Annotated in this window: 16 protein-coding genes and 1 tRNA gene; 7 read left to right on the top strand and 10 right to left on the bottom strand. The window is 70.6% G+C overall.

Features of this window, described 5'->3' with window-relative positions:
- Positions 1-10: 10 nt before the first annotated feature.
- Positions 11-1,204 carry a helix-turn-helix domain-containing protein gene (locus ACGFIV_RS08495; protein WP_358555855.1) on the bottom strand — a complete coding sequence of 398 codons (1,194 nt, stop codon included), beginning with the start codon at positions 1,202-1,204 and terminating at the stop codon, positions 11-13.
- A 182-nt stretch (positions 1,205-1,386) separates the two neighbouring features.
- Here ACGFIV_RS08495 and ACGFIV_RS08500 point away from each other — a divergent pair, with 182 nt between their 5' ends.
- The 3 genes from ACGFIV_RS08500 (at position 1,387) to ACGFIV_RS08510 (ending at position 4,507) form a co-directional block, all read left to right on the top strand.
- Complete coding sequence (locus ACGFIV_RS08500) at positions 1,387-3,453, top strand: M6 family metalloprotease domain-containing protein (RefSeq protein WP_358555852.1); 2,067 nt, start codon at positions 1,387-1,389, stop codon at positions 3,451-3,453.
- 202 nt (positions 3,454-3,655) lie between these two features.
- Complete coding sequence (locus ACGFIV_RS08505; protein WP_358555849.1) at positions 3,656-4,201, top strand: peroxidase-related enzyme; 546 nt, start codon at positions 3,656-3,658, stop codon at positions 4,199-4,201.
- 12 nt (positions 4,202-4,213) lie between these two features.
- Complete coding sequence (locus ACGFIV_RS08510; RefSeq protein ID WP_358555846.1) at positions 4,214-4,507, top strand: 4a-hydroxytetrahydrobiopterin dehydratase; 294 nt, start codon at positions 4,214-4,216, stop codon at positions 4,505-4,507.
- Positions 4,508-4,648: 141 nt separating this feature from the next.
- Here the strand turns inward: ACGFIV_RS08510 and ACGFIV_RS08515 are convergent, their stop codons facing one another.
- The gene (locus ACGFIV_RS08515; RefSeq protein ID WP_392833192.1) at positions 4,649-5,164 is read right to left on the bottom strand and encodes a hypothetical protein; all 516 of its coding nucleotides are present in this window, start codon (positions 5,162-5,164) and stop codon (positions 4,649-4,651) included.
- A 449-nt stretch (positions 5,165-5,613) separates the two neighbouring features.
- Positions 5,614-6,465, bottom strand: coding sequence for a fused MFS/spermidine synthase (locus ACGFIV_RS08520; RefSeq protein ID WP_358555840.1), 852 nt, complete (start codon positions 6,463-6,465; stop codon positions 5,614-5,616).
- A 62-nt stretch (positions 6,466-6,527) separates the two neighbouring features.
- Here ACGFIV_RS08520 and ACGFIV_RS08525 point away from each other — a divergent pair, with 62 nt between their 5' ends.
- Both ACGFIV_RS08525 and ACGFIV_RS08530 read left to right on the top strand, forming a co-directional pair.
- The gene (locus ACGFIV_RS08525; RefSeq protein ID WP_358555837.1) at positions 6,528-8,081 is read left to right on the top strand and encodes a penicillin-binding transpeptidase domain-containing protein; all 1,554 of its coding nucleotides are present in this window, start codon (positions 6,528-6,530) and stop codon (positions 8,079-8,081) included.
- Between the two features lie 141 nt (positions 8,082-8,222).
- Positions 8,223-8,903 (top strand): hemolysin III family protein, encoded by a 681-nt coding sequence (locus ACGFIV_RS08530; protein ID WP_358555834.1) that lies wholly within the window; start codon positions 8,223-8,225, stop codon positions 8,901-8,903.
- Here the strand turns inward: ACGFIV_RS08530 and ACGFIV_RS08535 are convergent.
- A complete protein-coding gene (locus ACGFIV_RS08535; protein ID WP_358555831.1) occupies positions 8,877-10,097 on the bottom strand; it encodes a M20 family metallopeptidase in 1,221 nt (406 codons plus the stop codon). The two genes, ACGFIV_RS08530 and ACGFIV_RS08535, sit on opposite strands and share 27 nt — an antisense overlap.
- A 213-nt stretch (positions 10,098-10,310) precedes the next feature.
- Between ACGFIV_RS08535 and ACGFIV_RS08540 the strand changes: the two genes are divergently transcribed.
- On the top strand, positions 10,311-10,889 hold the full coding sequence (locus tag ACGFIV_RS08540; RefSeq protein WP_358555828.1) for an HdeD family acid-resistance protein: 579 nt from the start codon (positions 10,311-10,313) through the stop codon (positions 10,887-10,889).
- Between the two features lie 124 nt (positions 10,890-11,013).
- Positions 11,014-12,312: an L-lysine 6-transaminase gene (gene lat / locus ACGFIV_RS08545; RefSeq protein WP_358555825.1), complete on the top strand. Its 1,299-nt coding sequence runs from the start codon at positions 11,014-11,016 to the stop codon at positions 12,310-12,312.
- Positions 12,313-12,330: 18 nt separating this feature from the next.
- Here the strand turns inward: lat and ACGFIV_RS08550 are convergent, their stop codons facing one another.
- From ACGFIV_RS08550 to ACGFIV_RS08575, 6 genes are all read right to left on the bottom strand, one after another.
- Positions 12,331-12,561 (bottom strand): response regulator transcription factor, encoded by a 231-nt coding sequence (locus ACGFIV_RS08550; protein WP_358555822.1) that lies wholly within the window; start codon positions 12,559-12,561, stop codon positions 12,331-12,333.
- Positions 12,562-12,758: 197 nt separating this feature from the next.
- Positions 12,759-12,834 (bottom strand) — tRNA-His (locus ACGFIV_RS08555).
- Between the two features lie 73 nt (positions 12,835-12,907).
- Positions 12,908-13,504: an oligoribonuclease gene (gene orn, locus ACGFIV_RS08560; RefSeq protein ID WP_358555820.1), complete on the bottom strand. Its 597-nt coding sequence runs from the start codon at positions 13,502-13,504 to the stop codon at positions 12,908-12,910.
- Positions 13,505-13,525: 21 nt separating this feature from the next.
- Positions 13,526-14,929 (bottom strand): DUF2510 domain-containing protein, encoded by a 1,404-nt coding sequence (locus tag ACGFIV_RS08565; protein WP_358555817.1) that lies wholly within the window; start codon positions 14,927-14,929, stop codon positions 13,526-13,528.
- 105 nt (positions 14,930-15,034) lie between these two features.
- The gene (locus ACGFIV_RS08570; RefSeq protein ID WP_392833200.1) at positions 15,035-16,543 is read right to left on the bottom strand and encodes a hypothetical protein; all 1,509 of its coding nucleotides are present in this window, start codon (positions 16,541-16,543) and stop codon (positions 15,035-15,037) included.
- Positions 16,544-18,181, bottom strand: a complete 1,638-nt coding sequence (locus tag ACGFIV_RS08575; protein ID WP_358553003.1) for a serine/threonine-protein kinase — start codon at positions 18,179-18,181, stop codon at positions 16,544-16,546.
- Positions 18,182-18,213: the final 32 nt, after the last annotated feature.

Genomic DNA, 18,213 nt, shown 5'->3' on the forward strand with positions numbered 1-18,213 from the left:
CACGTGGCCGTCACGTGGACGGGCCCCGGCCGGCCCGTACCGAGGCCGCCACAGGGTAGCGGCCGAGGAGGCGGGCGAGCTTCAGGCTCAGATGGAGCGTGAGCCGCTCGCCACCGTCCCGCAGATCGGTGCCCGCCAGCTCCTCCACCCGCCGCAGCCGGTAGTAGAGCGAGGTCCGGTGCAGCCGCAGCCGCTCGGAGGTGGCGTGCGCGCTGCCCGCCAGGTCGAGGTAGGCCTCCAGCGTCTCCAGCAGGGGGCGGTGCGCCTCGTCGGCGAGCAGGCGTTCGAGGCCCGGGTGGATCTTGAGAGTGGCCGGCGGCAACTGGGTCAGCAGCCGGTAGACGCCCAGGCGTGACCACTCGGCCGACGGCCCGAGGGCGGGCAGGCGCGCCGCCACCTCCGCCGCCCGCGCGGCCTCCAGGTACGACTCGGCGGCCTGGTCCAGGCGCGCGCGGGGGTCGCCCGTGCCCACCACCACGGGAAACTCCATCGCGGCGTGTATCTGCTCGGGGCGGGCGGCCCCGGAGAACAGCAGCACCGCGTGGTCGTACCGCACCAGATGCAGCGTGCGCCGCGGCCCGAGCCGGTGCCGCACGGTCAGCAGCGCCCGTTCCATCGCCTCCCGCAACGGCTCGTCGACCTGCCCGTCCAGGAGAGGCCTGGCGACCGCCACGGTGACCGGCTCGGACTGCGGGAAGCCGCCCGCCTCGATGAGGCTCCGCGCGCCCGCCTCGGCGGCGCCGGGGGTGCCGAGCAGCACGCTGGTGACCGCGTCCAGTTCCCGGTGCGCCGCGAGCCCGTTGGCGAGGCTCTCGTGGAAGAGCGCGACCCCGACGGCCGAGGCCACCTCCGCGACGACGCCGATCTCCTCCTCCGACATCGGCGGGCCCGCGTCGATGAACCACAGGAACCCGAGCAGCCGTCCGCCGTGCCGGGCGGGGACGCACACCCGGGGCAGCAGGCCGAGACCGGCGGCGCCCGGCGTGCGGATCGGGCCCTCGGCCTCGAAGATCCCGGCGGCGCGCAGCCACTCGCGCACCTCGGGGGTCGTCTCGCGGCGCAGGATCGAGTCGCGCCGGATGTCGTCCAGCGGCTCCTTCTGCCGGCTGTAGGCGAGCACGTGCTGTAACCGGTCCTCCAGCATTACGGCCCTGCCGAGCTGGACGGCCAAGCCGTCCACAATACGTTGCAGCCCGTTGGACATCGAAAGCCTCCTGAGCGGCCGGTTTCATCGCATGTAGGACAAACCCCCCCAAGAGTCCCTACAGGTGTCGGATGATCTCCGTCAATAGCGTCGGTAGCGTCCCCGCTGAGTGCTGGCCCAGAGTTAGAGGTGAGGCCGTGACCGAGTCGTCGATTCACCGCAGGAGAAGACGGCTGTCCGTAATGTTGTTGGCGATCGCGCTCGGTCCGGTAGGACTGGCGGCGGTCCCCGCCTCGGCGGAGCCGCCCCCCGAGCCCGCGCACCCATGGCAGGCCGATCACTGGCCGCAGCGGCAGCCCTGGCAGGAACAGGAGCCGGCGGCCCTGTTCAAGGGGAAGCCCGGTGGCCCGGTCGCGATCGACCCGCAGAACTGGAAGAACCCGGACCACATGACCTGGGAGGACGACTACAAGCCCGTCCCCGGCACCAGCTGGTCCGACCCCGCGGGCAAGGGGTCCAAGCGCACGTTCAAGGGCGCTCTCGTGCTGCTCGACTACCCGAACCAGCCGTTCGTGGTCACGCAGCCGGCGAGGTCCACGGTGTTCGGCAACCCGAGCAGCGAGGCGCACGACATCCCCCGCGACCAGGTGGCCAAGTTCTACCAGGACTTCCTCAACACCCCCGGAAAGCTGAACCGGGGCCACACCATCCACGAGTACTGGATGGAGGACTCCGGCGGCAGGTACGGCGTCGAGCTCAACGCCTTCGGGCCCTACCAGATGCCGGGCAAGTCCCACGAGTACGCCATGGAGTTCCAGGGCGGCACCGCCTGCCCGGCGGGGGACACCTGCAACCGCAACATCCGCACCGACGGACGTGCCGCCTGGGCCGCCGCCGCGGGTGACGACGAGCTGAGCAAGTTCGACTTCGTCTTCTACCTCAGCGCCGGCCAGGACGAGTCGTCGACCTGGCAGGAGTTCGGGCCGATCAAGTTCCCGACGAAGGAGGAGGTGACCGACGACTTCGGGCCGCCGGATCCGAACCTCCCCAACTGGGCGAAGACGCGGTACGTGGACTGGACCTCCTGGGCCTCGGCCTCCACCATCTGGCCTAACGCCGGCGGGGGTTCCTCCACCCAGGCCGAGAGCTCGGGACAGGGCGTGTACGCCCACGAGTTCAGCCACATCCTCGGCATCGGCGACAACTACAACAACCCGTTCGGCGTGCCCGCTCGCCGCGCGTACACCGGCATCTGGGAGATGCTCAGCCGGGGCAGCTTCAACGGCCCCGGAGGCCCGCACAGCCGGTGGACGATCCCGCCCACCGGGGGCGGCTCGATGGGCGCTCAGCACATGCTCAGGAACAAGCTGAAGCTGGAGATGGTCGACGAGCAGAACGTCCTGCGGCTCTCGCGGGAGGCGCTGGCCGAATCGGGCCTGGTCGTCGCCCGGGTGACGGCGCGGGAGGTCCAGCCCGGCAAGAACGACCTGTCGGGCGTGAACATCACGCTCGGCACCGGTGACCTCAGCCCGGCGTGCAGCATCCAGACCGACCCGCTCTGCGACGGTCGCGGCTACCAGAACTACACGATCGAGGTCGTGGACCGGATCGGCGCCGACTCCTTCACGCCCGACTCCGGGGTGCTGCTGGCCAAGACCAAGAACCAGGACCAGGCGCCGTTCGAGTGGGTCATCGACGCCAACCCGCAGGACATCGGCATGACCGACTACGTCCTGCCGGACGGCACGCGGGTTCCGATCACCGTCGGCGACTACCGGCAGCTCTCGGACGCCCTGTTCCACGCGGGCACCGACTCCGGCAGCGAGTACGAGTACGTCGACGAGGCCAACCGCCTGCACTTCTACGTGCTGGACCTCCAGCGCGACAAGAAGGGCACGCTGTCGTACACCGTCGCCGTCCGCTCGCTGGACGGTGCCGGTCCCCAGAAGCGGGGCGTCAGCGTGCTGCCGAGCGCCACGATCGCCAAGGGCACCGAGTGGGCGGCCTGCCGCTTCCCGCTCACCAACACCGGTAAGGCGGCGACGCCCGCGGGCCGGCATCCCGAGGATGTCGGCTCGTACCTCAAGTCGGACGTCTACCGCCTCTCCGCCACGGTGGACGGCAAGGGCTGGTCGACCTGGATGCCCAACAAGCTGTCCTCCCTGGAGTTCGGCAAGACGGCGCTCGTGCCCGTCTACGCCCAGCGCGCCAAGGGCGGCGCCCTCCTGGCGAAGCTGAAGCTCACCGCCACCTCCGAGAGCGACCCGTCCAAGAAGGCCACCGCCACCTGCCACATGGTCGGCATCTGAGCGATCCGCCTTCGTGAACGACACCGGTGGGTACGGCCTCACGCAGGCCGTGCCCACCCCGTTTTTCGTCCCTCCTCCGCCCTTCCCCGCGCCCGAGGCTTGAGGTAAAGATGGAGCAAAGCTGATCGTCTAGGGTCGTACGCGGGCGCGTCCACCGCCGGGCATTCCGGCGTGCCGCCCGCCCCGGCCCGGGAAGGCTCCCATGCCGCACATCGAGTTGGGGAACGACGCTCCCGGTATCCGTGGCCTGATGCGGTACCGGCCCGAGACGGGCAGGGTGCTGAGTGATCTCGCGGAGACCCTGCTGCGCGACGACAACACGCTGTCGCGAGGTGAGCGCGAGCTCATCGCCTCCTACGTCTCCACTCTCAACCAGTGCAAGTTCTGCTCGGCCTCGCACAAGGCATTCGCGGCGGCGCAGTTGCCCGGAGGTGCGGAGACCGTCGCCCACGCCTGCTCGGACGTCGACACCGCCCCGGTCTCCGACAAGATGAAGGCGCTGCTGCACATCGCCGGGGCGGTCCAGAGGCTCGGCACCGAGGTCACCGAGGACCACGTCGCCGCCGCCCGCAAGGCCGGCGCCACCGACGTGGAGATCCACGACACCGTGCTCATCGCCGCCGCCTTCTGCATGTACAACCGCTACGTGGACGGCCTTGGCACGTACGCCCCCGAGGATCCCGCCGCCTACGCCCAGATGGCCGAGCAGATCGTCACCGACGGTTACCTGTCCCGCCTGTCGCCGTGAAAGACTCCTCCTATGGACAGGTTGGATGACGCGGCGATTTCCACCCGGCTCGACGAAGTACCCGAGTGGCGGCGTGAGGGCGACGAGATCCGGCGCACGGTGGTCGCCCCCGATTTCCCGACGGCCATCGCGATCGTGAACGACGTGGCCGAGCAGGCCGAGAAGCTCAACCACCATCCGGACATCGACATCCGGTGGCGGCGGCTCCATATCGCCCTCACGACCCACGACGCCGGCGGGCTGACCGACATGGACTTCACACTCGCCGCGAGGATCGACGCCATCGCCGCCGACCACGGCGCCTAGAGGCGGGCACCTACCCGAGCGACCAGAGGGAACGGCTTGGAACGGCGCATAGCGGGCCTCAGGGTGCCCTAGGCTCTACCGACGCCGGTTCTGGGCGGCGGCATACGCCGCCGCCCAGCGACCGGGTCACCTCGGTGGTGCTCAGCAGGAGATCTGTCCAGGACCGCGCTGAACGTCTACCGAGTCGGCAATCGCACTACCAGGGGGCATCGTGGGCGATATCCACCTGGACATGCCCGCGGTGCCCCCGACCGTGCCGAGGTAATGCGCCTGCTCGCTGTCGAGCACCACGGCTCTGATGGTGAACCAGCTGTCCTCCGGCCCGTTCAGGGGGACCGTTATCTGCCATTCCCCGTCGACGACGCGTACGTCGGGGAAGAACGTGATCGCACCCGCCTCCGGGTAGCTCTGCTGGACCGCGACGACGAGTTTCGACCCGGCCTGAGGGGTGCCGTGCCCGCTGACCGTCAGGCAGGGCAGCGCCTTGTCGTGGGTTCCGTCGTGCGGCCGTTCTATGCCGATGTCCGCGGTGATCGGTGACCAGGTGCTGAGGGCCTGGCCGACGAGGGGGGCGGAGACGGCCACCGCCACGCCGCTGGTGAAGCCCACGATCTGACGGGCGACCGCTCGCGCGGCGCGTTTCGCCCACGGAGGCACGGGGGCCGCCGCCTGGCTGTCAGGCGGTTCGCTATGGGAGCCGCGCTGCATCATATACTCTTTTGCCCTTCTAATCGACTTCATTCGGCATTGTTCTGCCTTGTGGGGCCAAATCGTAGGGCATGGCGATGTGGCAGCAGCGGCTATGCCTGATATTTCGTGAAAGATCATCGCTATGTGGCTCTGAGCTGCTTGAATGGCGGTTGGAATGGCGTTCGGAATGATCGTCGCGGGGGTGGAAATCGGGGGAGATGACCGGTTTCCGGCTAATTCTCCTGATTTATCGATAGGGAGGGCGTTCATCGTCGGACGACGAACATGCAATCGAAGTCTGCAAATGCACGTGCAGATGTACGTGAAAATGCATCGTCTCCCATAAATGCCGTGTTTCTGGCATCGGGAAAGTGGTCTTACCTGATTCGCTAAATGTTCGGCCAGCGGCGAAGGGCCTACTCGAACAGGGCGGCAGGGGGAACCGGGGAGACGACGGAGTCGCCGTCTTTGATCGGCGCCGCGCCGGCGACGAAGTTCACCAGCCCCTCCTCGTACACGCAGCGGGCCTGCGTCAGGCCGCCCGCAGCCTTGCGGATCAGGTCCTGGAGGGGCAGCGGGGCCGGCGAGGCGACCACGATGAGGTTCCCGAACCGGCGCCCGCGCAGGACGCCGGGCTCGGCGAGCAGCGCCACGTGGCTGAACGTGCCGCGCACGGTCGCGACCACGCGGCGCGCGAAGGCCAGCCCCTTGCCGTCGGCGATGTTGACCAGCAGCGTGCCCGAGTCCTTCAGGACGCGGGCGACGTCTCCCATGTACTCGGCGGTCGCGAGGTCGAGCGGCATGGTCGCGCCGCTGAAGGCGTCCAGGATGAACAGGTCGGCCGAGGCGTCGTGCAGGCCGGCGGCGGCCGAGCGGCCGTCGGCCACGCGGACCTTCAGCCGGGGCACGGACTTCAGGTGGAGCTGGTCCCTCACGAGCTGCACCAGCAGGCCGTCCGGCTCGATCACGATGTGACGGGAGCCGGGCCGGGTCGCCGCGACGTACCGGGGGAGCGTGCAGGCGCCGGCGCCCACGTGGACGACGTCCAGCGGGCCCTCCTCCATCGCGTCGATCACGTCGGCCATGAGCCGGACGTACTCGAAGTCGAGATACGTGGGATCTCCGAGATCCACGTACGACTGGGGGACCCCGGCCATGCTGAGCAGCCAGCCGTTCGGCCGGTCGAGGTCCCGCAGGAGCTCCACCTCGCCGAAGTCCACCGGGTAACGGCCCGGCAGGGGAGTCACCTCAGCCTTACGCTTGCCCACACGATCTCCATGGCTTCTGATATATCGGGATGTGCCATAACCGGCACTCTTGGGAGAACCGTATGCGCCGCCGAGGACTGCTCGCTCTGGTCGTGGTGAGTCTCGTCATCGTCGCGGCGGCGCTCGTGGCCCTGGTCGTCGACTCGCGCCGGGTGACCGGAAGCCCCCAGGAGACCGGCCAGGCCTACCTCGACGCCTGGGCGGCCGAGAACCTCAGCGAGATGCGCGAACTGGTCGCGTCCCCGCCGTCCGACTTCCTGGACCAGCACCGGCGCCTCAGCTCCGATCTGCAGATCCTCTCCATCAAGCTGACGCCCGGCACGGTCGTACGCCGGGGCGAGCAGTCCGCGGACCTGCCCTTCGACGGGATCAGGCAGATCGGGGAGCTGGGGCAGTGGAAGTTCTCCTCCGTGCTGCACCTGGCGGTGAGGGACGGCGGGTGGAAAGTGGTCTGGACGCCCGAGACCCTCCATCCTGGGCTCGGGGCGAGCGAACGGCTGCGCATGAAGGAGATCCCCGTGCCGGGGACCGACCTGCTCACCCGGCAGGGGAAGCCGCTGCCCCACGACAGCGGGGCCGAGAGGTACTTCGAGGACCTCATCGGCAGGGTCGACGACCTTTATGTGGATCCGCCGACGGGGTGGGCGATCGAGGCGGTGGCGTCCACAGGGAAGTCCAGGAGGCTCGTGGTCTTCCGCCAGGCGGCCGAGCGGACGTTCCGCACGACCCTCGACTGGTGGACGCAGGCCGCGGCGGCGCGGGCACTCGACCGCATCGCCGACCCCGCCGCCATCGTCGCGGTCAGGCCGTCCACTGGGGAGGTGCTGGCCGTGGCCGACCGGCTGCCCGGCCAGGGCGCCTTCTACAAGCCCTATCCGCCCGGGTCCACGTTCAAGATCATCACGGCGGCGGCCCTGCTGGGCAGCCAGATGACCGGGGACACGCAGGTGGACTGCCCGGCCCACTACACGGGCCCGGACGGGGAGACCTTCGACAACTACCGTGACGAGAACCACGGCACGGTGACGTTCCAGCAGGCGTTCGCACTGTCGTGCGACACCACGTTCACCCGGCTCGCGGTCGAGCATCTGGGGGAGGGCAGGCTCCGGCGGGAGGCGGTGGAGTTCGGGTTCGGAGGGAAGCTGCAGTCGGGCATCGGCGGGGTCTGCGGGTCCATGCGCGACGCGGGCAACGGTGACGAGCTGGGCGCTGACGCCATCGGGCAGAACTCGGTGCGGGCCACCCCGCTCTGCATGGCCCTGGTAGCCGCAGCCGTCCAGAACGGCACCTGGCGCCCGCCCAGGCTGATGTCGGAGGACGCCGTCGGGCGGCTGGAGACCGACGGCCGCCCCAAGCCGAGGAAGCTGCCGCCGCAGGTCCTGGGCCCGCTCCGGGCGATGATGACGGCGGTCGTGCCGGACGGGACGGCCGCCCCGTCCGGGCTTCCCGAGGGCGTGTCGGGCAAGGCCGGCACGGCGCGGGCCTCCTCGGGGGAGGACCACGCCTGGTTCGTCGGCTACCGGGGCGACCTCGCCTTCGCGGTGCTCGTCGAGCACGGCGGCACTGGCCCGGACGCCGCCGCCCCCATCGCCGCGCGCTTCCTGGACGCCCTCTGAACGGACGCTCTCATACGGGCGCTCTCCGTACGGACGCTCCGATACGGGCGCTCTCTGACTGGGCACCCCATTGAGCGCGTGATCGAGCTCACAACCTACGTAAGCGTAAGTTACGCTAGCGTAGGTTGTGAGGAGGTCGAGATGACCACAATGACCGCAGGCCCCGCCGTCTCCCCTGATCGAACGGTTCCCCCGCCGAAGCTGCGTGGCTGGCTCCACGCGGGGGCGCTCCCCGCGACGCTGATCGCCGGGTTCGTCCTCGTGGCCCTCGGGCCGACCCTCCAGGCCCGTCTGGCCGCCGCGGTCTACGCGGTGACCTCGGGCCTGCTCTTCGGCGTCTCGGCGACCTACCACCGTGGCCGCCCGGCCTCGCGCCTGGCCGAGGTCCTGCGACGGCTCGACCACGCCAACATCTACCTGATCATCGCCGGCACCTACACCCCCCTCGCGCTGCTCGCGCTGGAGGGGCCGGTGCGGGTGGTCGTGCTCTCTGTGGTCTGGACGGGAGCCGTCGCCGGGGTCGTCTTCCGCTCGGTGTGGATGGGCGCGCCCCGCTGGCTCTACACGGCGCTCTACATCGCGCTCGGCTGGATAGCCGTCTTCGTGATGCCCCAGCTGGTGGGGGGCGCCGGGGTCGCGGCGGTCGCGTTCGTGGTCCTCGGCGGCGTCCTGTACAGCCTCGGCGGCCTCGTCTACGGCCTGCGCCGCCCGGACCCCTCGCCGCGCTGGTTCGGCTTCCACGAGGTGTTCCACGCCTTCACCCTGGCCGCCTACGTGGCCCAGTACATCGCCGTCTCACTGGTCGTCTACGCCGCCGGCTGAGGCCTCCTGGGCGAGCCTGCGCGTGGCGAGCTCGGCGTAGAGCGCGGCGCCGTCGGGCAGCACGGCGTCGTCGAAGGCCGCCTCCGGCGCGTGGTTGTAGGCGGCCTTCGACGGGTCGGCCCCCGTCGGGCAGGCGCCGAGCGCGACGAACGCCGACGGCACCTCGTCGCAGACGAAGGAGAAGTCCTCCGAGCCGGCGAACGGCTGGGGCGCCGTGATGAACCGCCGCTCGTCGAACACCTCGCGCACGGTGGCGCCGACGAACTCCGCCTCCGCGGCGCTGTTGACGGTGATCGGGTAGCTCACCTCGTAGTCCGCCTCGACCTCCAGGCCGTGGGCGGCGGCGATGCCCCTCAGCAGCCTCACGATCCGCTCCTGGACGCGGCTGTGCGCCGCCGCGGAGAAGGACCTGACCGTCGCCTCGAAGCGGGCCTCGCCGGGGATGACGTTGTCGGTGGTGCCGGCGTGGAAGCTCCCCACGGTGACCACCACTGGGTCGAACACGTCGAAGCCCCGCGTGACCATGGTCTGCAGCGCGGTGACCATCTCGCACGCGGCGGGGATCGGGTCGTTGGCCAGGTGCGGGGTCGACCCGTGCCCGCCCGAGCCGCGTACGGTCACCGTCAGCCGGTCGGCCGCGGCCATGATGGGCCCGCCCCGGCTGACGAAGACGCCCTGGGGCAGGAGCGAGCTGATCACGTGCAGGGCGTACGCGGCGACGGGACGGCGGCCCGAGGCGTCCAGCACGCCCTCCTCGATCATGATCTTCGCGCCGCCCTCGCCCTCCTCGCCGGGCTGGAACATGAAAACGACGTCGCCGGCCAGCCGGTCGCGGCGGGCGGCGAGCAGGTGCGCGGCGCCGGCCAGCATCGCGGTGTGCAGGTCGTGCCCGCAGGCGTGCATGCGCCCGGCCAGCTCGGAGACCACCGGGGCGCCGCTCCGCTCCGTCACGGGGAGCGCGTCCATGTCGCCGCGCAGCAGTACGGTCGGGCCGGGCCGCGCGCCGCGCAGCACGGCGGTGACCGAGCTCAGCCGCTCGCCGGTCGACACCTCAAGGGGCAGCCCCGCCAGCGCGCCGAGCACCTTCTCCTGCGTCCTCGGCAGGTCCAGGCCGATCTCCGGCTCGCGGTGCAGTGCGTGGCGCAGCCGTACGAGCTCGCTGCTGAGGTCTTTGGCCGCTTCGCGAAGTGACACCGGCGTCCTTCCAGGTCTTGTCGCTGACATGTCCCATGTCAGTTCAGTTCACACGATATTGCTGGGCTTGATAGGTGCTGGACAGCATTTGACGTTGATTTGGTCTGGTCACAGGTCCTTTCCGGATATGAACGGAAACGTGGGGCTGAGGTGGTCGTCGTTCCATGAGCGTATTGCCGATCATGAATCCCCCGGCCAAACTAGGAGGACGATATGCAAGATGTGCGGGCCGAGGTAGGCCACCACTGGTGGGTGCTCGCGGTGCGCGGTGCCTGCGGGATCCTGTTCGGCATCCTGGCCATCGTTTGGCCCCTGATCACGCTCCTCACGCTGGTGATCCTCTTTGGCGCCTTCGCGATCGTCAACGGGGTGTTCACGCTCATCGGGGCGGCCAGGGGGACCCATCCCGGCGACTCGAAGACGTGGATGATCGTCTCCGGCGTCATCGGCGTCCTGGCGGGGATCGTCGCCTGGGTCTGGCCGGGCATCACGGCGCTCGTGCTGCTCCTGCTGATCGCCGTCTACGCGGTCGTCATGGGCGTGGCCGAGATCGTCACGGGGATCAGGCGCAGGACGGCCGGCGACACCGACTGGACGCACATGATCAGCGGCGTGCTGGCGGTGATCTTCGGAATCCTGCTGTTCGCCTGGCCGGCGGCCGGCGCTCTCGCGCTCACCTGGCTGATCGGCATCTTCGCGATCGCGTACGGAGTCTCGTTGCTGTTCCTGGCCTTCCGGGCCCGGGACGTGGGGCACAGGGGAACCGCGGGAACGGCCGCGCACGTCGTCTAGACGCCGCCCTGGTGACAAAAGAATTACGGTGGCAAAACGGATGTGCCGGAAAGTGTGAACATACGCGCCCGGTCGGCGGGGAATAATCTGGCGTAAGTGTCGAGCTCCGCATCTGGGAGGGCACATGAGCGTCCTCGACCGTCTGGCCCGCCACCTTCTCGTCGACGGCTACCGGCTGGAGCTCGACCTCGAACGTAGCGGCGGATCCTGGATCGTGGACGCCGGCACCGGCCGCCGCTACCTCGACTTCTACACGTTCTTCGCCTCGGCCCCACTCGGGGTGAACCCCTTCGACGACGATCCGGAGTTCCTGGCGCTGCTCGGCCGGGTCGCCGCCAACAAGCCGGCGAACTCCGACCTGTACACGGCCCACCTCGCCGACTTCGCCGACACCTTCGCCCGGGTGCTGGGCGACCCGGAGCTGCCCCACCTGTTCTTCGTCGAGGGCGGCGCGCTGGCCGTCGAGAACGCCCTGAAGTGCGCCTTCGACTGGAAGAGCCGCCACAACGAGGCGCACGGCCGTCCCCGGGAGCTCGGGACCAAGGTGCTGCATCTCACGCGCGCCTTCCACGGCCGCAGCGGGTACACCCTGTCGCTGACCAACACCGAGCCGGCCAAGACCGACCGCTTCCCCGCCTTCGACTGGCCGAGGATCGAGGTGCCCGCGATCCACTTCGGGGACGTGGAGGCGGCCGAGGAGCGGTCGCTGGCCCAGGCCCGGGAGGCCTTCGACCGCCACCCCCACGACATCGCGTGCTTCATCGCCGAGCCCATCCAGGGCGAGGGCGGGGACAACCACATGCGCCCCGAGTTCCTGCGGGCCGTCCAGGACCTGTGCCACGAGCGGGACGCCCTGTTCGTCCTCGACGAGGTGCAGACCGGCGCCGGCCTCACCGGCACGCCCTGGGCCTACCAGCAGCTCGGCCTCGCGCCCGACATCGTGGCCTTCGCCAAGAAGGTCCAGGTCGGCGGCATCATGGCCGGTCGCAGGGTGGACGAGGTCGAGGGCAACGTCTTCCAGGTGAGCGGGCGGATCAACTCCACGTGGGGCGGCGGCCTCGTCGACATGGTGCGCTCCCGCCGGATGCTGGAGATCATCGAGCGCGACGGGCTGATCGCCCGTGCGGGAGTGCTCGGGGAGACCCTGCTCGACGGCCTGCGGGGGCTGGAGGACGCGTTCCCCGGCCTGGTGCTCAACAGCAGGGGAAGGGGCCTCATGTGCGCCTTCGACGTGTCCTCCGGCCGGGATGGGCTGATCACCGCGCTCCGCGACGACGAGGGAGTGCTCGTCCTGCCGTGCGGGGAGCGGTCCGTGCGGCTCCGCCCCGCGCTCTCGGTGACCCCTGAGGAGATCCGGTACGGCCTCGCGGCGCTGCGCCGCGCGCTCGCGGCCGTCCGGGACGCGATGACCGTGCCCGCCTGACGGTCGCCCGCGTCGCCGTCACCGGGACGCGTCTCCCCTCCACAGGCCGATGGCGGTCCCCCGGGAGTCCGCGCCCAGCTTGGAGTAGATGCGGTTGACGTGGTTCTTCACCGTCTTCTCGCTCAGGAACAACCGTTGTGCGATCTCTCCGTTCGAGTGGCCCGTCGCGATCAGCTCCATCACCTCGGCCTCGCGTTTGCTCAACCCGGTGTGCGCGTGCTCGTTGTACGTGGCGTCATCGACACTCATCCGGCCTCCGGTGGCACGAATCATTGTCAGATCGCCGAGCCCCCCGCGCTGGCGGCGTAGCGGTTCTGTGCGAGCATAGCCCGCCATTTCAATCTATGGGGGGCAAGATGCCTGAAAAGGGCTGCTATCCATGTGAAAGGACGGAAGTGCCCGGAAAAGCACGATGGCCGGTCCGTCTGGACCGGCCATCGCCCGCATGGGGTGAGTGATGGGACTTGAACCCACGACATCCAGGACCACAACCTGGCGCTCTGCCAACTGAGCTACACCCACCATGCTCCGCGGTCAGCACCGCGGCACAGGGAAAAGTGTAGCGGGCTTTGGGAGGTTCTGACGCCGTGGCGCGTCAAGATCCGGCGATGGCTTCCGCGACCTCGCGTGCGGTGGCCGAATCGGGGCCCGGCTGGGGCACGAAGACGGCGGCGCGGTAGTACCTCATCTCCTGGACGCTCTCGGTGATGTCGGCCAGCGCGCGGTGGCCGCCCTGCTTGGCCGGGGAGGCGAAGTAGACGCGGGGATACCAGCGGCGGACCAGCTCCTTGACCGAGGAGACGTCGACCATGCGGTAGTGCAGGTAGGCGTCCACAGCCGGCATGTCACGGGCGATGAACGAGCGGTCGGTGGAGATGGAGTTTCCGCACAGCGGCGCCTTCTTCGGCTCGGGAACATGCCGCCGGATGTACTCCAGCACCATGGACTCGGCCTCGGCGAGCGTCACGCCGTCGCCGAGGGCGGTGAGCAGGCCGGAGGAGGTGTGCATCTGGCGCACGACCTCCGACATCTGCTCCAGCGCCTCCCGCGGCGGCTTGATGACGACGTCCACGCCCTCGTCCAGCTGGTTCAGCTCGCCGTCGGTCACGACGCACGCGACCTCGACCAGCGCGTCACGGCCGAGATCGAGCCCGGTCATCTCACAGTCGATCCAGACCAACAGGTCACTCATAATGCTCAGCGTAGTGCCCGGTCACGAGGCCTTGAGAGAGTCCAGTGTGCGATCGATCACCGAGGTGTCCAGATTGTCGGGTATGGAGGCGTAAAACATGGAAGGTCGCTGTCCGGAACCCTGATCCACCAGAAGGAACAGGCCCTCTTCCTTCCGGAACTTCCAGCCCCCCTTCTTGGCTTCGGCGGTGAAGTCCATCTCGAACCGCAGGATCCACGCCTTCTTGCCGCTGATCTCAAGCGCGGCGTCCTTCACGATCTTCCGCTTGTGCGCGGGGCTGTAGAACAGCTTCTCGTAGGCGATCAGCACGGCGCCGGTCACGTTGCGGAGATCCTGGGGGCCGGAGTAGTCGAACGCCTCCGGCAGCCGGCTGGTCAGGACCTGGCCCATCCAGTCGTGGTTCTCGCCGTCGAAGTTCTCCTGCGAGACGGCCTCGAAGCCGCTGGTCCACTGCGGGAAGTTCGGGTCGGCGGGGCCGGTGCCGTTCACGTCGGACCACTTGGGCACCCTCCAATCGGTGCCGGGGTACGCGTACGACAGTCCCGTGCGGGAGTCGCTGATGACGTTGCCCTTGGGCTGCGGCAGCTCGGCAGGGAAGTCCGTGGAGTTCGGGTCCGGGGCGGGGGTGGTCTCCAGGGGCGGGGTGATCTGCGGGTCCGAGGGCTCGACGGTGGTGCTCGGGGCCGGGGTCACGGCGGCGACCGGGTCGCTGCCGCTGTCGCGGTTGACGACGCTGATGCCTACCACCAGGGCCACGACCAGGAGGATCACTACGGCGCCGCCGCCGAGGACCCAGGGGAGCACGCTCTTCTTCCTCGGCGGGGGTCCCTGGGGGCCGAATTCCGGCGCGGTGAACTGGGCCGTGCCGCCCTGGTTGCCCCACTGCTGCGGTCCCGAGGGCCCGCCGTACGGGCTGCCCGGCGCGCCGAGCGGCGTCGTCCCCTGTTGCCCGCCGGGCGGCGCGAAGGCGTACGCCCCCGTTCCCGGCTGCGGGTATGCCCCCGTTCCCGGCTGGAACTGCGGTCCCGGGCCGGGCTGGGGACCCGTTCCCGGCTGCGGGTAAGCCCCCGTTCCCGGCTGCGACTGCGGTCCCGTGCCGGGCTGGAACTGCTGCCCGGTGCCCGGCTGGGTTCCCGTGCCGGGCTGCGAGTGGGTTCCCGTGCCGGGCTGGAACTGCGGTCCTGTGCCCGGCTGGGGTCCCGTGCCGGGTTGGAAGTGCGGTCCTGTGCCTGGCTGGGTTCCCGTGCCGGGCTGCTGCTGGGGTCCAGTGCCGGGCTGTGCCCACTGGCCGGTGGTCACGGGCGCACTCTGCCCCGCCGGGCCCTCCAGCGGGTGAGTGGCGTCGGTCCACTGCGTGCCATCCCACCAACGCAGTTGGGGGCTTCCGTATGGGTCGGGGTACCAGCCGGCGGGGGTCTGCGTCATGCCCGTCAGAATAGTGACATCGCCGCTTTTTGCGCATTTGGAGCGCAAGGCTGGTCGTCATCGCCCGAGCGGGTCACGCATCCCCCGGCCCGGACGATGAACGGATCAGCACTTGTACGTGAACGACGCCTTGTCCTCCAGGCGGGCCCCCGAGGCGACCGGCGACAGGACGCGCAGCCGGGCCGTCAGCTTCTTGGTGCCACGGCCGCCCACGTCCCACTTGAGGCTGACCTGGTGGGCGGACTGCCCCGACGGCACCGAGTCGGTGTGCTTGACCGGCTGCTCGCCGCTGGGCAGCCACTCGTAGGACACCTGCCCCGCCGCCCCGTTCGTGGTGATCACACCGATGACGTTGACCATGATGTCGCAGCCCTTCGCCTTCGGCGTCTTCACCTCGACCGCCGTGACCGAGAGCGGCTCGCCGCGCTGGAACCACAGGAACAGCGCCGCGGCGATGACCAGCGCGAACACCGCGCCGGACCAGAGCGCGCCGCCCCGGCGGCGCCTGGCGGGCGCCCGCCGCGGACGCTCGTTGGCGGGCACGGTGACCTGCTCGCGCCCGGACCGCCAGATCTGGGCGGCCGTCGTGCCGGTCGGCACCCCCGGGCCGAAGCGCATCTCACCGCTCCGCGCCGCCTCCGTGGGGCCGGTCGGGCCCGAGGCGGCGGCCTCGGGGCCGGTCGAACCGGCGGAAGCGGCCGTGGGGCCGGTCGAGCGGGTGGAAGGGGCCGTACCGGCGGGCGTCGCCCCCTCGTACCCCGCCCCCGCGATGCCGGCGGCGGCCGCGCCCCCCGCGTAGAGAAGGGTGACGACCTCGCCGCTCTCCCCGCCCGTGCCGAAGAAGCCGGACGGTCGCGCAGGCTCCGCGGTCGGGACGTCGCTCGCCGACCACCACTGGATGGTCCGTACGAGCCGCTCGCGGGTGGTGAACCCCGTGGGCAGCAGATCGCGCCCGCTGACCAGGGCGTCCCTGGCGGCGCTCAGGCCGTGCGTCGTGGCGGTCGCCGCGGCCCGGTCGAACAGCTGGGCCGCGCGTGGATCGCCCGCCGCCCAGCCGGCGGCGAGGCCCCGGGCCAGCGACGCCCACGCCGCGAGGTCGCGATCGGGCGAGGGCCGCTCGCCCCGCAGGGCAAGGGCCAGCCCGCGCTCGGCGAGGACCGCGGTGCCGTCCTCGCCGATCACCACCGTGCCCGCGTGCAGGGCCCCGTGGGCGAGGCCCGCCGCGTGGACGGCCAGCAGGGTCTGGGCGGTCTCCACCAGGACGGTCGCGGCGCTCCCCGCGTCCGGAGGGGGCACGCCGGGACGTCCGGCCATCAGCTCGGCCAGGGACGGCGTGGCGGGACGGCCGGCGAGCAGCCAGACCTCCCCGCGCGCGGCCACGAGGTCGACGATGGGCATCAGCCCCGTGAGGCCGCTCTGCGCGAGCCGCCGGTCCGCGGTGACCTCGGCGACGACCCGTTCTCTGGCGCCGGGGGCGGACATGGATCGCGGATCGAGCGTGAGCGCCCCGCCGCGGGTGCCGTCAGGCCCGATCGCGTCGAACCACGTCCCCACCTCGCCCATGCGGGACCGGCCCGTGAGCCGGTAGCCCGCGATGCTGTCGCCGTCAGGCATCTACCGCCGCCTCCGGTGCCGTCCCGTCATGCGCTGTCTCAAGGCCAGTGTGGCGGGTACGACGGCGGCCGTCATCAGCCCGGCGGCCAGGGCGCCCCTGGAGTCGCCCTTCGGCGTCGACTCGGGCGAGGGGGTGTCGCCCCTCACCGTCGGCGTCCTCGGCGGCGTACTGGTCGGTTCGGGGTCGGGGGACTTGCTCGGGGACGGAGGCGCGGGCGACGGCGTGGTGGGCGTCGGGGTCGGGGTCGGCTTCGGCTTGCCGGAGGGCAGCGGGTCGTCGATCTTCGGATCGGACTGGTCCGACTCGGAGGGCGAGGGGCTGGGCGAGCCGGTCGGCGAGGCCTTGGGCGACTTGGAGGGCTTCTTGCTCGGGGAGGGTTTCGGCGAGGCCGCCTTCGTGGTCGGAGCCCCCGTCGGGGCCCCAGCGGTGGTCTTGGTCGGCTCGGCGGCGGTCGGGTCCGCTTCCGGGGTCTTCGACGGCTCGTCCGAGGGGTTCTCCGGAGGGGAGTCCGCGATGGCGGGCTCGGGGGAGCCGGAATCCTCGCCCGGGTCCGGCGGGCTGACGGTCGGGGTGGCGACCGTCGTCTGGGCCTGGAGCGTGGTGTCCCCCAGCGACCCCACCAGGACGGCGGTGATCGCGGAGATGACCGCCAGGCCGACCGCGCCGACCGCGATCTTGACGCTGAGCTTCTTCATCCCCCGTGCGCCGCCGCCGAGGTCGGTGTCGGCGAGGGACGTGCCCGCCGCGGGTGACTCGCCCGCGAGCGGGAACAGCAGCGCGAGGAGCCCTGCCAGGGCGGCCAGCCTGCGGCGCCCGCGGTCCTCCCAGCCCGGCCCGTACCCGTCGGCGGCGACCGCCTCCAGCTCCGCGAGGAACACCTCGGCGCTCATCGGCCGGTCGGCGGGATGCTTGGCCAGCCCGCGCTCGACGAGGCCGCGCAGCGGCGCGGGCACCTGGTCGACCGGTGGAGGCATCGACTGGTGCTGGCGGGCCAGCACCGCGATGTTCTGCGACTGGAAGGGCCGGGTGCCGGTGAGGCACTCGAAGAAGACGATGGTCGCGGCGTAGACGTCGGTGGCCGGACCGGCGGGAGCGCCCGCCCACTGCTCGGGCGCCATGTACGACGGGGTTCCCGCGCCGCTCGCCCCGTCGCCCGAGCGCACGGCGATGCCGAAGTCGATGAGCTTGCTGTGGCCGGTGCCCTCGATGACGACGTTCTCCGGCTTGAAGTCGCGGTGGACCACCCCGCTCGCGTGCGCGGTGGCCAGCCCCAGCAGAGCGCCCTTGAGCAGGACGAGCGCCGCCTCGGCTCCGGTCGGCCCCTCCGAGCGCAGCATCGTGCGGAGCGAGACGCCGTCGACGAGCTCCATGACGATGGCGGCGCCCCCGTCGCCCTCGACATACTCGTAGAAGCGCGCCGCGTGCGGGCTGTCAATCAGCTCCAGCAGGCGTGCTTCGTGCCGGAAGCGGATGATGAATCCAGGGTCGGCGCAGAGCTCGTCCGACAGGTACTTGATCGCGACGTATGACTGGTCCGCCTCGTGGCGCGCCATGACGACGCGTCCCGAGCCCCCGCTGCCGAGATCGCGGATCTCGGTGAATCCGGGGACTCGCCATTCCCCCGTGTGGCCGTCCATGCGGTCTCCTTGTTGTGGCCGGGCCCCCACCC

Source organism: Sphaerisporangium sp. NPDC049003, from assembly GCF_043197795.1.
In the GTDB taxonomy this organism is placed as follows: domain Bacteria; phylum Actinomycetota; class Actinomycetes; order Streptosporangiales; family Streptosporangiaceae; genus Sphaerisporangium.